The following is a 12,573-nucleotide window of genomic DNA, read 5'->3' on the forward strand; positions in this document are numbered from 1 at the left end:
ACGCGCCGCTTCCGGTCCGTGCGCGCGCGGACCACGCTCGGCGCCGGCGTGGTCGTGCTCGCCGCCCTGGTCGTCGGTGCCGTGGGGTTCGTCGTGGTGCTCCGCCTGGTGCTGCTCGACGGGGTGCGGACGTCCGCCGAGGCCGGACTCGAACAGGTGTCGTCACGGGTCGAGTCCGACGGTGCCGGTGCGGTGACCGACTACGAGGACGTCCTGGTACAGGTGGTCGGTGCCGGCGGCTCGGTCCTCGCACACGGTGAGGACGCCGACGCTCCGGCCCTGTCGACCGCCGACGAGTCCCGGTGGTCGCACGACGGCGAACGCTGGCTGCTCGTCGCCGACGACGTCGACCTGCCCGGTGGGGGTGAGGCGACCCTGGTGTACGGCGTCTCCCTCGAGCAGACCGACACCGCCATCCGGACCGCCGTGGTGCTCCTCGCCGTCGGGGTGCCGGTGCTCGTCCTCGTGCTCGGGATCGTGACCTGGTCCGTGACCGGGCGGTCGTTGCGGCCGGTGGAACGGATGCGCACCGAGGTCGAGACGATCCGTGCCGCGCAGCCCGATGCCCGCGTGGTCGTGCCGGACACCGGCGACGAGATCGCACGGCTCGCGACCACCATGAACGCCATGCTCGACCGGCTCGACCGATCCGCGGCGGGGCAGCGGCAGTTCGTGTCCGACGCCTCGCACGAGCTGCGGTCGCCGATCGCGTCCCTCCGCCAGCACGCCGAGGTCGCCGTCGCGTACCCGGACCGGACGGACGTGGCCGAGTTCTCCGACGTCGTGCGGTCCGAGGCCGTGCGCCTGCAGGACCTCGTCACCGGGCTGCTCGAGCTGTCACGGCTCGACGAGGGCGGCACGGGTGTCCGTCGTCCCGTGGACCTCGACGACCTCGCACTCGACGCCGTCGCGCGGGCGCGGGCGCGGGCGCGGGCCCGGGTGCCGGGTGGTGCGACCGGCGACCGTGCGATCCGGGTCGACGGTTCCGGGATCTCCGCCGCACGCGTGCTCGGCGACGAACGGCTGCTCACCGGCGTGGTCCGGAACCTCGTCGACAACGCCGTCCGGCACGCCACGTCGCGCGTCGCGGTGGCCCTGGTCGAGCAGGACGGCGCCGCGGTGCTGACCGTGTACGACGACGGCTCCGGGATCCCGGAGGTCGAGCGCGACCGGGTGTTCGAGCGGTTCGTCCGGCTCGACGAGGCCCGCAGCCGCGACGCCGGTGGTGCCGGCCTCGGTCTGGCGATCGTGCGGGACGCCGTCCGGGCACACGGCGGCGAGGCGACGGTGGCGGACTCGCCGCTCGGCGGGGCGCGGTTCGTCGTGCGCATCGCACTCGGCGGCTGAACAGGCGGCTTCAGGTCTGCTTCAGCACCCCGCCGACATGCTCGTCCCATGACCTTCCGCACCCAGCTCCAGAAGCCCTCCGCCCGCCGTGTCGCCGCCCTCGCCGCCCTGCCCGTCGTGGCCGGGCTCGCCCTCACCGGCTGCTCCACCGACGGGTCGTCCGACTCGGCGGCGTCGTCCTCGAACGGATCGGCCGCGACGGGCGCCACCACCGGCACGTCGGGTGGCGCGTCCGCGACCGCCGCCTCGGCCACGTCGAACGACGCCCTGCTCGCCGCCGTCGCGACCGCACGCGGGAGCGTCGGCTCCGGCACCGTCATCTCGGTCGAGCAGGAGCAGCGTGGCAGCGCGTACGAGGTCCTCGTCGTGACGAAGGACGGCACCGAGCACGAGGTGCACACCGACGCCGCCGGCACCGGGGTGACCGGTACCCCGCAGACCGAGACCGCGGACGCCGACGACCGTGCCGAGCACGACCGGTTCGTCGCAGCGGCCGACGTCGACGTCAGCAAGGCCGTCAGCGCCTTCGAGGACCTGCACGCCGGTGCGATCACCGAGCTCGGCCTCGACGACCACCTCGGCAAGGTGGTCTGGGAGGGTGACGTCGTCGACGGGTCCGGCACCAAGCACAGCGTCCGGATCGACGCCGGTTCGGGCGACGTCGTCACCGACCAGGTCGACACCGACGACTGACCCGACGAACGACCCGACGACCGACCCGGCCGACGTCGGCGGTCAGCGGTAGACCTGGGGCATCCGACCTGGGCGTCGGCGACCCCGGGAGACACCATGACGGACCAGACCCCTCGCACCTACCCGCAGGGCGTGCCGAGCTGGATCGACGGACGACACCCGGACCCCGACGCCGCGCAGGCGTTCTACGGCGGTCTGTTCGGCTGGGACTTCGAGGAGCGCCTGCCGCCCGGAGCCCCCGGCTCGTACCGGATCGTGAGCATCGACGGGCGCGAGGTCGGCGCGATCGCCTCGGGTGACGAGCCCGCGTCGTGGACGACGTACATCGCCGTGGACGACGCCGACGTGGGGGCCGCTCGGGTCGTCGAGCTCGGTGGCACCGCCGCTCCGGCGGAGGACGCCGGGCCGGGTGGCGCCGCGGGCCGCAGCGTCGACTGCGTCGATCCGCGCGGTGCGGCGTTCGGACTCTGGCAGGCGCGCGAGCGGCTCGGGTCGCAGCACATCAACGCCCCCGGCGGCTGGGTCTTCAGCGACCTCCGCTCGACCGAGCCGGAGCAGGCGATCTCGTTCTACGAGCAGCTGTTCGGCTGGCGGGTCTCCGGCATCGAGGAGGGCCCGAGCGCCATGGTCCGGCTCCCCGGCTACGGGGACCACCTCGCGGCCACCTCCGACCCCGACATCCGCGAACGGCAGGTCGGCGCACCGGAGGGCTTCGCGGACGTCATCGGCGCCCTCGCCCGACTCGACGACGGGCCGGACGACTGGCACGTGTCGTTCAGCGTGGCGGACCGTGACGCCGCCGCCGCACGGGCCGAGGAGCTCGGCGGCGCCGTACTCGGCACCTGGCAGGGTCCGTGGACGCGTGCGGCCGAGCTGCGGGACCCGCAGGGCGCGACGTTCCGCGTCACGCAGTTCGCCCCGGAGGGCGACGCCTGAGCGCAGCGCCCGTGGATCGTCAGCCGGTGGTGAGCGGCGGTCCGAGCACCTTCTGGATCGCCAGCGCGGCGAGCTGCTCGTCCGAGGTGTCGAGCAGCACGCGGAATGTCTCCGGCTCCGTGACGAACTCGACGCAGACGGCGTCCTCGTCGCACGGGCCGAGGCGCCATCCCGACACCGCGTCCATCGGCACGGAGACCCGCGCCTCGCGCTCGTAGTCGGTCTCGGCCTCGAGGCGGTCGGGGAACACCCGGAGGTGTCCGTACGCGCCTCGCCAGCTGAGCCGGAGATCGAGGGTGGGTGGGACTGACGCAGGGGAGACAGAGCGGTCCGGCACCCGCCGATCGTACCGACGGGAGCCGGACCCACTGCACTCGGCGCGCGATGTGCTGCGCTCCGGGGACAGATCAGACGGTGTCGTCGGACCCCTTCTGCTCGTCGCCGTCCTCGCCGTCGCGACGGACCTGGTTCGCCGGGTCGCGGACACCGATCGGGTACGGACCGGTGACGCCCTGTCGGAGCGACGCGATGCGCAGGATGCGGTCGCGCTGCAGGAACCAGCCGACGATGAGCAGCGGGATGACGATCACGAGGGACGCGATCGTGTAGGTGCCGACCGGGTAGTCGATCGCCATCAGCACGATGACCGACGCCAGGAACGCCAGGGTGAGCCAGGCGGTCACCGGGGCACCCGGCAGCTTGAACGACGGCTCCTTCGCCAGTCCCTGCTTCGCCCAGGACCGGAGCCGCATCTGGCAGAGGATGATCGTGCCCCACGCGGTGATGATGCCGAGGCTCGCGATGTTCAGCGCGATCTCGAACGCCTGGCTCGGGACGAAGTAGTTGAGGACGACCCCGGCGACCGTGAAGCCGGCGGTGAGCAGGATGCCGGCGTACGGCACACCGCCCTTCGACATCTTGGTGGTCCACTTCGGCGCCGAGCCGTTCATGCCCATCGAGTGCAGGGCGCGACCGGTCGAGTACAGGCCGGCGTTGAGCGACGACAGTGCCGCCGTGAGCACGACGAAGTTCATGATGCCGCCGACGATCGACCCCACCTGCGGGTTGCCGAGCGACGAGAAGAACGTCACGAACGGGCTCTCGCCCTCCTTGTACGCGGTGTACGGCAGGAGGAGCGAGAGCAGGATGATCGACCCGACGTAGAAGACCGCGATGCGGAACACGACGGAGTTGATGGCGCGGGGGATGACCTTCTCGGTGTTCTGCGTCTCACCGGACGCGGTGCCGACGAGCTCGATGGCCGCGTACGCGAACACGACACCCTGGATCACGATGACCGCGGGGAGCAGCCCGTTCGGGAACAGCCCGCCGTTGTCCCCCCAGATCGAGAAGCCCGTGCGGACGGCTTCGCCGCCGGCCTCGACCGGGAACGCGAAGACGAGCCAGATGATCGCGACGACGAGGAACGCGACGAGTGCCGCGACCTTGATGAGCGCGAACCAGAACTCGAGTTCGCCGAACACCTTGACCGCGACCATGTTGGCGGCGAGCACGACGATCAGGGCGATCAACGCGAGGAGCCACTGCGGTGCGGCGGTGAACGCGGACCAGTACTGCAGGTAGATGGCGACGGCGGTGGTGTCGACGATCGAGGTCATCGCCCAGTTCAGGAAGTACATCCAGCCGGCGGCGTAGGCGAACTTCTCGCCGTAGAACTCACGCGCGTAGGAGATGAACGACCCCGACGACGGACGGTGCAGCACGAGCTCGCCGAGGGCGCGCAGGATGAAGAGCGCGAAGATGCCGCAGATCAGGTAGGTCAGCGCGAGCGCGGGGCCCGCGGTGTGGAGTCGTCCACCCGCACCGAGGAAGAGTCCGGTACCGATGGCCCCACCGATCGCGATCATCTGCAGCTGCCGGGGCTTCAGACCGTGCTGGTAGCCCTCTTGCTCGTGCGAGAAGTCGTTCGCCGGAGCACGGTTCACGCCCGTGTCGTTCTGCGCTGTCATGCGCGCCAACCTACATGCGCACGGAACCGGGGCGGCACACAAACCTCCGAACGAGCTGATCTGTAACGAGACGGTCACGATCGTGATCCCCATGTGCGTGGGCGACACGCCGACGACGGGGTACGGCGATGCCGGGATTCCGGCGGACGTCGATTGTGATCGGGGGACAGGAAGCCGTTAGGTTTGAACGTCCCCACAGGCCCGACGGCCGGGGGCACGACGACCAGAACGCGTCCGCGGCCAGCAGCGCCGTGACCGTACGGTCGGCCGGACCGGGACCGCCCCGAGCGTGGTCCCTGCGTGCGTGTTCGCTCGCCCTGCGCCGTTGCGCGGGCTGACGTGGGCCGTGCGCGCCGTCCCGGGCGACCCGTTCGCAACCACACCGTCACCGCACGTGCGCTCCGGCGCCGCGGCGACGCGAGGAGTCCAGTTGTCCATTGCCCCATCCGAGATCCGGCACGACACGTCGCCGGACGGCACGGGCGCCGCGCTCAGTGTGCGCGGTGTCTACAAGGTGTTCGGCCGCCGACCCGGCGACGCCGTCCGCCGCCTCGCCGCCGGCGCCACCCGCGACGAGGTCCGCGAGCAGGGATCCGCCGCGGTCATCGACGCGTCCTTCGACGTCCGCCCCGGCGAGATCTTCGTCGTCATGGGACTGTCCGGCTCCGGCAAGTCGACCCTCATCCGGATGCTCAACGGCCTGCTCGAGCCCAGCGCCGGCAGCGTCGAGATCGGCGGGCGCACGGTCACCAAGGCGAGCGCCAAGGAGATCCGCGAGATCCGTCGGTCGAGCGTGTCGATGGTGTTCCAGCACTTCGCCCTGCTGCCGCACCGCACCGTGCTCGAGAACGTCGCGTACGGCCTCGAGGTGAACGGTGTCGACAAGACCACTCGGCTCGCGAAGGCCCGTGAGGTCATCGACCTGGTCGGCCTGGACGTCTGGGCCGATGCGAAGCCCGACGAGCTGTCCGGCGGCATGCAGCAGCGCGTCGGCATCGCCCGCGCCCTCGCCGCCGAGACCGACGTCCTGCTGATGGACGAGGCGTTCAGCGCGCTCGACCCGCTCATCCGCCGTGAGATGCAGGAGCAGCTCGTCGACCTGCAGCAGCGGCTCGGCAAGACCATCGTCTTCATCACGCACGACCTCAACGAGGCGATGTTCCTCGGTGACCGGATCGCCGTGATGCGCGACGGCCGGATCGTGCAGATCGGGTCGCCGGAGGACATCCTCACCGACCCGGCGAACGACTACGTCGCCCAGTTCGTGCAGGACGTCGACCGCGCCCGTGTGCTCACCGCCGCGAGCGTCATGGAACCGGCGCGCGCGGTCGTCCCGTCGACGGCGGGCCCACGTGGCGCGCTCCGGGTGATGCGCGACCTGCAGACCGCAGCGGTGTTCGTCACCGGGCGTGGTCGCACGCTCGACGGATGGGTCCGCGATCGCCACGTGATGCGACAGGTCAAGGCCGGCGACACGAACCTCGACGCCATCGTGAACACCGAGTACGCCCGGGTCTCACCCGACACCGCGCTCACCGATCTGTTCGAGCTCGCCGTGGAGTCGCCCCTGCCGATCGCCGTGGTCGACGACGAGGACCGCCTGCTCGGCGTCGTGCCGCGGGTCACACTGCTCGCAGCGCTCGGCAACGTGCCGACCGCGACCATGCCGATCCCGGTGCTCGAGCCGGTCACGCGCATCTCGGATTCGGATCTCGACGCGACCCTGGCCACCGGGGAACAGCCCGTCGTGAGCGATCCGACCATCATCTCGACCGACCGCACAGGAGCCGACGCATGACCACTCTCTTCGGATTCCGACTGCCGCTCGGCGACGCGGTCGACGCGATCGTCGAGTGGATCACGACCTACCTCGGTGGCGTCTTCGACGTCATCGCCGCGATCTTCACGTTCTTCTACGAGTGGATCGAGTACTTCCTCACGACGCCGCCGTTCTGGGCCGTGATCGTCGTGCTCGTCGCCGTGGCCTTCTGGGCGAAGGGCTGGAAGCTCGCGCTCGGCACCCTGGTCGGCCTGGCTGTCATCGTGAGCATCGGCGAGTGGAGCTACGCGATGGAGTCGCTCGCCCTCGTCGTCGTCGCCGCCGGTATCGCCGTGGTGCTCAGTCTGCCGCTGGGCGTCTGGGCGGCGCGCTCCGACGCAGCGAGCCGGACGATCAAGCCGGTCCTCGACTTCATGCAGACGACCCCGGCGTTCGTGTACCTGATCCCCGCGCTCATCCTGTTCGGCATCGGGCCGGTGCCGGGCATCGTCGCGACGATCGTCTTCGCGATGGCGCCGGGCGTCCGCCTCACCGAGCTCGGTATCCGCGGCGTCAGCTCCGAGGTCGTCGAAGCCGGTGCTGCGTTCGGCTCGAGCCCGTGGCGGATCCTCCGTCAGATCCAGCTGCCGCTCGCTCGTCCGAGCATCATGGCCGGCGTCAACCAGGTCATCATGCTCTCGCTGTCCATGGTCGTCATCGCGGGCATGGTCGGCGCCGGGGGACTCGGCGGCCAGATCGTCGCCGCCCTGAACCGCATCGACGTCGGTCTGGGCTCCGAGGCAGGCATCTCGGTCGTGATCCTCGCGATCGTGCTGGACCGGATGACCGCAGCGTTCGGTGGCGACCGCAAGAAGCGCGCTCCGAGCCGGACGACGGCGGCCACCGCGCCCACCGGCGACGACGACCAGGAGTCGGCGACCCAGCAGGCGGAGCAGCCCGTGCCGGTCGGCGCCTGACGGCTGGAGCGCCGTCGCGCACCCGGTCGACCAGATCATCCAGACCCCACAGACCGCACGGTGACAGCACGCCGTGTCGACGACGCCGAACCCGGTCCGCCGGTGCCGAGCGTCGAACCAGGAAGGAAACCATGAACACCCGAACCAAGATCCTGTCGGCCATCGGACTCGGTGCCGCCGCGGCCCTCGCGCTCAGCGCCTGCTCGCCGCCCGGCTCGAGCAACGCGTCCGACACGGTGGACAACGGCGACAAGCAGGCGATGAAGATGGTCGTCTTCAACGGCTGGGACGAGGACACCGCAGCAAGCGAGCTCTGGAAGTACGTCCTCGAGAAGAAGGGGTACGACGTCGAGCTCGACTACGCGGACCCCGCGCCGGCGTACCAGGGGCTGGCTCAGGGCGACTACGACGCCGTGCTCGACACCTGGCTGCCGAACACGCACAAGGCGTACATGGACAAGTACGGCGACGACCTCGAGGACCTCGGGTCGTGGAACGACCAGGCGTCGCTCGAACTCACCGTGAACGCGGACGCTCCGATCGACTCGCTCGCCGACCTCGCCGCGCACAAGGACGACTTCGGCGGACGGATCGTGGGCATCGAGCCCGGCGCGGGCGAGACGAAGATCGTCAAGGAGAAGGTCATGAAGGCCTACGGGCTCGACGACTGGGAGCTCGTCACGAGCTCGACGCCGGCGATGCTGTCCGAGCTGAAGAAGTCCGAGAAGGACGGCAAGGACATCGTCGTCACCCTCTGGCGTCCGCACTGGGCCTACAACGCCTTCGACGTGAAGGACCTCGAGGACCCGAAGAACGCCCTCGGCGACAACGAGAGCATCCACACGATCGTGAACGAGGACTTCGGCGACGACTTCCCGCAAGCGCAGAAGTGGCTGCAGGCGTTCAAGATGGACTCCGACACGCTCTACTCGCTCGAGGACGCGCTCGTGAACAGCGGCGCGGACCAGTCCGAGTACCAGTCGATCGTCGAGAAGTGGGTTGCCGACAACGAGGACTACGTGGACTCGCTCACCGCGAGCAAGTAGCGGTTCCGTTCGGACAGGAGGCCCGCTGCGCGTCGTGCGCACCGGGCCTCCTCGAGTGCGTGGCCGGGTCCTGCGAACAACGCCTGTCGTCCGTTGCTTGCATGGAGGGATGGACATCCTCCTCCGACTCCTGGTCGCGATCGGGTTCGCCCTCCTCATCACCGCCGTCGCCGCGGTCGTCCTGCACCTGGTGCTGCGGACGGTCGCGCGACGGGAGCGGTGGGCCGGCGTGCTCTCGCGCCGGGCGAAGCACCCGTTCCGCACCACCCTGCTCGTGGTCCTGCTCTGGATCGCGTTCACCTCGAGCGTCCCGCGCGACGCCGACTCGTACCCGTGGCGCGACGAGGTCGTGCACGGGTTCCTCATCGTCACGATCGCGGTGGGCTGCTGGCTGGCGTGCCAGATCGCGATCTTCCTCGAGGACCTCGGCCTGCACCGGTTCCGCATCGACGTCCCCGACAACCGGCAGGCCCGCCGCATCCGCACGCAGGTCCTCATCATCCGGCGGCTGACCGTCGCCGTGCTCGTCATCATCGCCGTCGGCGCGATCCTGCTCACCTTCGACGGGGTCGAGGCGGCGGGCGCGAGCGTCCTCGCGAGCGCCGGACTCATCTCGGTCGTCGCGGGTCTGGCGGCGCAGTCGACGCTCGGCAACGTCTTCGCGGGCATGCAGCTCGCGTTCTCCGGGTCGATCCGCGTCGACGACGTCGTCGTGGTCGAGCAGCAGTGGGGGCGGATCGAGGAGATCACCCTGACCTACGTGGTCGTGCACCTGTGGGACGACCGGCGCTTCGTGCTGCCGTCGACGTACTTCACGAGCACCCCGTTCGAGAACTGGACGCGCACCAACAGCGAACTGCTCGGCGCCGTCGAGATGGACCTGGACTGGCGGGTCCGACCGGGGGAGATGCGCGAGGAACTCGACCGGATCCTCGACCGCACCGAGCTGTGGGACCGCCGTGTCAAGGTGCTGCAGGTGACCGACGCCGTGCAGGGCTCCGTGCGGGTCCGGGTGCTCGCGACGTCGCACGACGCCCCGTCGCTGTTCGACCTGCGCTGCTACATCCGCGAGGAACTCGTCGAGTGGATCCAGCGCACCCACCCCGACGCCCTGCCGGTCCAGCGCGTGCTCATGGTCGACGAGACCGCACCGCGGCGGCGCACGGCGTCGACCGCTGCCGACTCGGCGCTGTTCGCGCCGGGGCAGGAGGACCGCGCGGCACTCTTCACCGGCCCGATCCAGACGTCCGACATCCCGCCTGCGGAGCGCTGACGGGCTCCGGACCCGACACGGGACGGACGGGAGGCCCGGTGCCAGCTGGCACCGGGCCTCCCGTCCGTCAGATGGTCGCGACCTACGGCTGGCGCGCCTTGACGGCGCGGTCGTCCTCGACCACCGTGCCGATCGCCACGATCGTGGTCGCGATCCACGCGACCCACGTCAGGGCGAGCCGCCAGTCGCGGGGTCCCTGGCGGGTGGTCTGGAGCACGCTGTAGCCGCTGATGAGCGAACTCCACACCGCACCGTTGAACATGAACTTGCGCACAGAGGCCTCCTGTCGTCGTGCTGCCAACGCTACCGGTCAGTACATTGGAGCGCCGCCGGACACCCTGCCCGGCGCACTCGTGGAGGAACGCCCGTGCGTCAGGCCGTCATCGGAGCAGTGCTGCTCGTCATCGGCGCGGTGTGCGTCGCGCTCGGCCTGCTGCCGCTCGACGACCTCGGGGTCCTGGCCGAGCGGGTCCTGCCCGTCCTCGGGTTCGTCCTCGGGCTGACGATCGTCGCCGAGCTCGCCGCGGACGCCGGGGTGTTCGACCGGCTCGCCGACGTCGCGGCACGTGTCGGCGGCGGACGCACGATCGGGCTCTGGGGCGCGGTCGTCGTCCTCGCCGTGCTCTGCACCGTCTTCCTGTCGATCGACACGACCGCGGTGCTGCTCACCCCGATCGTGATCTCACTGGCGCGCCGGGTCGGGCTGCCGCCGATGCCGTTCGCGCTCACCACCGTCTGGCTCGCGAACACCGCGTCCCTGCTGCTGCCGGTGTCGAACCTGACGAACCTGCTCGCCGTCGACCGGATGGGCCTCGGCGGCCCGCTGCCCTTCGCCGGGCTGATGGCCTGGCCGGCCGTCGCCGGGGTCGTCGTGCCGTGCGCCGTCCTGCTCGTGGTGTTCCGCGGCAAGCTCTTCGGGCGCTACACGCCGGTGTCGGTGCGCCGTCCGTCCGACCCGGTGTCGTTCTGGGCGGCGTCCGCTGTGCTCGTCGCGCTCGTGGTGGCGCTGACCGCCGGGGTGACGGTCTGGATCGCGGCCGTCGCCGGTGCCCTCGTGCTCGTCGTCGTCGCGGCGTTCCGGTCGCCCGCCGAGCTCCGGCCGTCGCGGGTGCCGTGGTCGACGCTGCTGTTCGCCGCCGGGCTCTTCGTCGTGGTCGAGACCCTGCACAGCACCGGACTCACCGACCCGATCGTGCGGGCGCTCGGCGACGGCACCGGGACCGGACCGCTCCTGCTGCTCGGCGCCGGGGGAGCGGTGGCGGCGAACGCGATCGACAACCTGCCCGCGTACCTGGTGCTCGAGCCCGCTGCCGGTCACGAGGCCGTGCGGTACGCGGCGCTCCTCATCGGCGTGAACGCCGGGTGCCTGGTGACGCCGTGGGCCTCGCTCGCCACCCTGCTGTGGCACGCACGGCTGTCGGCCGAGGGCGTGCACCTGTCGTGGGGCAAGTACATGCTGCTCGGGTGCGTCGCGGCTCCGCTCACCGTGGTCGCCGGGGTGCTCGCGCTGGCGCTCTGACGCGGGGCCGCTGGGGTGCTCGCGCTCCGACGCGCGGTCGCGGTCAGAGCCAGTCGCGGGCCTTGAAGACGCGGTAGAGCACGAGCGACGACGCGACGATGAGCGCGAGCGAGACGTACAACCCGCTCCACGCACCCTCGCCCGGGAACGTCACGTTCTGCCCGAAGAAGCCGGTGATGGCGGTGGGGATCGCGATGATCGCGGCCCAGCTCGTCACCTTCTTCATCACGGTGTTCTGCCGGTTCGACGCCAGGTTGAGGTTCGTGTCGAGGACACTCGAGACGGCGTCGCGCAGTTGCTCGACGGAGTCCGAGATCGACACCAGGTGGTCCTCGACGTCGCGGAAGTACGGCCGGATGCCGTCCGAGATCGTCTCCGCGTCGCCGTGCAGCAGCGACGCGACGCTGTCGCGGGTCGGGACGACGAGCCGCCGCAGCACGCCGAGGGCCTTGCGGAGGCGGAACGACCGGCGTTGGATCTGCTGTTCGCGGGCGTTGCCCCGCTCGAACAGGTCGTCCTCGAGGTCGTCGATCCGTCGCTCGATGTCCTCCACGGTCTCGGTGGCGTGGTCGACGACGGCGTCGAGCAACGCCCAGACGAGCCACGGCACACCGTGCTCGGCCACGTCGGCGTTCGCATCGAGCCGGTGCTCCATCGCGGCGGTGTCGACGTCGTCCCCGTGGATGGTGACGAGGGCGTGCTCGGTGACGAACGCCTTCACCTCGTGGGTGACGAGCTCACCGTCCTCGCCGAGACCGCCGACGTCGTAGACCACGAGGAACAGGCTGTCGCGGTACCGGTCGAGCTTCGGGCGCTGGCCCTGCTCGACGGCGTCCTCGACGGCGAGGGCGTGGATGCCGAGCTCCTGTTCGACCTGCACGAGGTCGTCGTGCACGGGGTCGGTGTAGTCGACCCAGACGAAGGTGTCCGCGTCGGCGACGAGGTCCGAGACCCGGTCGACCGGGAAGTCCCGTTCCGCCGCGTCGCCGTTCCGCCACGCCCGTGTCCTGACCATGCGCGTCAGCCTAGTGAGACGGCCGGCCCGGGGATCCC

General features: G+C 70.7%; 12 protein-coding genes. 8 read left to right on the forward strand and 4 right to left on the reverse strand.

Annotated features, from left to right (window positions below):
• Positions 1-18: 18 nt before the first annotated feature.
• The 3 genes from HQQ88_RS10835 to HQQ88_RS10845 all read left to right on the forward strand — a co-directional run bounded on the left by HQQ88_RS10835 (position 19) and on the right by HQQ88_RS10845 (position 2,976).
• Positions 19-1,347, forward strand: coding sequence for a HAMP domain-containing sensor histidine kinase (locus HQQ88_RS10835; RefSeq protein ID WP_173169424.1), 1,329 nt, complete (start codon positions 19-21; stop codon positions 1,345-1,347).
• Between the two features lie 48 nt (positions 1,348-1,395).
• Positions 1,396-2,040 (forward strand): PepSY domain-containing protein, encoded by a 645-nt coding sequence (locus HQQ88_RS10840; RefSeq protein WP_173169425.1) that lies wholly within the window; start codon positions 1,396-1,398, stop codon positions 2,038-2,040.
• 96 nt (positions 2,041-2,136) lie between these two features.
• Entirely contained in the window at positions 2,137-2,976 is an 840-nt protein-coding gene (locus tag HQQ88_RS10845; RefSeq protein WP_123938745.1) for a VOC family protein, read from the forward strand.
• A gap of 19 nt (positions 2,977-2,995) precedes the next feature.
• Here the strand turns inward: HQQ88_RS10845 and HQQ88_RS10850 are convergent, their stop codons facing one another.
• Positions 2,996-3,313 (reverse strand): hypothetical protein, encoded by a 318-nt coding sequence (locus HQQ88_RS10850; protein WP_131881479.1) that lies wholly within the window; start codon positions 3,311-3,313, stop codon positions 2,996-2,998.
• 70 nt (positions 3,314-3,383) lie between these two features.
• Complete coding sequence (locus HQQ88_RS10855; RefSeq protein WP_173169426.1) at positions 3,384-4,946, reverse strand: amino acid permease; 1,563 nt, start codon at positions 4,944-4,946, stop codon at positions 3,384-3,386.
• 430 nt (positions 4,947-5,376) lie between these two features.
• On the opposite strand from HQQ88_RS10855, the gene HQQ88_RS10860 reads away from it, so the two are divergent.
• From HQQ88_RS10860 to HQQ88_RS10875, 4 genes are all read left to right on the forward strand, one after another.
• The gene (locus HQQ88_RS10860) at positions 5,377-6,744 is read left to right on the forward strand and encodes a glycine betaine/L-proline ABC transporter ATP-binding protein (RefSeq protein ID WP_216834478.1); all 1,368 of its coding nucleotides are present in this window, start codon (positions 5,377-5,379) and stop codon (positions 6,742-6,744) included.
• Entirely contained in the window at positions 6,741-7,682 is a 942-nt protein-coding gene (locus tag HQQ88_RS10865; RefSeq protein ID WP_132100143.1) for a proline/glycine betaine ABC transporter permease, read from the forward strand. Before HQQ88_RS10860 ends, HQQ88_RS10865 begins: the two co-directional genes overlap by 4 nt.
• A gap of 131 nt (positions 7,683-7,813) precedes the next feature.
• Entirely contained in the window at positions 7,814-8,728 is a 915-nt protein-coding gene (locus tag HQQ88_RS10870) for a glycine betaine ABC transporter substrate-binding protein (protein WP_123292260.1), read from the forward strand.
• A 109-nt stretch (positions 8,729-8,837) separates the two neighbouring features.
• Positions 8,838-10,001, forward strand: a complete 1,164-nt coding sequence (locus HQQ88_RS10875) for a mechanosensitive ion channel domain-containing protein (protein WP_173169427.1) — start codon at positions 8,838-8,840, stop codon at positions 9,999-10,001.
• A gap of 82 nt (positions 10,002-10,083) precedes the next feature.
• Here HQQ88_RS10875 and HQQ88_RS10880 read toward each other — a convergent pair whose 3' ends face one another.
• Complete coding sequence (locus HQQ88_RS10880) at positions 10,084-10,275, reverse strand: hypothetical protein (protein ID WP_111085947.1); 192 nt, start codon at positions 10,273-10,275, stop codon at positions 10,084-10,086.
• Positions 10,276-10,368: 93 nt separating this feature from the next.
• Between HQQ88_RS10880 and HQQ88_RS10885 the strand changes: the two genes are divergently transcribed.
• The gene (locus HQQ88_RS10885; protein ID WP_173169428.1) at positions 10,369-11,520 is read left to right on the forward strand and encodes an SLC13 family permease; all 1,152 of its coding nucleotides are present in this window, start codon (positions 10,369-10,371) and stop codon (positions 11,518-11,520) included.
• A gap of 43 nt (positions 11,521-11,563) precedes the next feature.
• Here the strand turns inward: HQQ88_RS10885 and HQQ88_RS10890 are convergent, their stop codons facing one another.
• Positions 11,564-12,535 carry a magnesium transporter CorA family protein gene (locus tag HQQ88_RS10890; RefSeq protein WP_173169429.1) on the reverse strand — a complete coding sequence of 324 codons (972 nt, stop codon included), beginning with the start codon at positions 12,533-12,535 and terminating at the stop codon, positions 11,564-11,566.
• Positions 12,536-12,573: the final 38 nt, after the last annotated feature.

It is taken from the genome of Curtobacterium sp. VKM Ac-2861 (assembly GCF_013204965.1).
Classification (GTDB): Bacteria; Actinomycetota; Actinomycetes; order Actinomycetales; family Microbacteriaceae; genus Curtobacterium.

What these genes read in the sequence shown, in the direction of transcription:
- HQQ88_RS10855 (WP_173169426.1), bottom strand. Translation starts at nt 4,946, where the DNA reads ATGACAGCGCAGAACGACACGGGCGTGAACCGTGCTCCGGCGAACGAC.
- HQQ88_RS10840 (WP_173169425.1), top strand. Translation starts at nt 1,396, where the DNA reads ATGACCTTCCGCACCCAGCTCCAGAAGCCCTCCGCCCGCCGTGTCGCC.
- HQQ88_RS10845 (WP_123938745.1), top strand. Translation starts at nt 2,137, where the DNA reads ATGACGGACCAGACCCCTCGCACCTACCCGCAGGGCGTGCCGAGCTGG.
- HQQ88_RS10875 (WP_173169427.1), top strand. Translation starts at nt 8,838, where the DNA reads ATGGACATCCTCCTCCGACTCCTGGTCGCGATCGGGTTCGCCCTCCTC.
- HQQ88_RS10865 (WP_132100143.1), top strand. Translation starts at nt 6,741, where the DNA reads ATGACCACTCTCTTCGGATTCCGACTGCCGCTCGGCGACGCGGTCGAC.
- HQQ88_RS10870 (WP_123292260.1), top strand. Translation starts at nt 7,814, where the DNA reads ATGAACACCCGAACCAAGATCCTGTCGGCCATCGGACTCGGTGCCGCC.
- HQQ88_RS10890 (WP_173169429.1), bottom strand. Translation starts at nt 12,535, where the DNA reads ATGGTCAGGACACGGGCGTGGCGGAACGGCGACGCGGCGGAACGGGAC.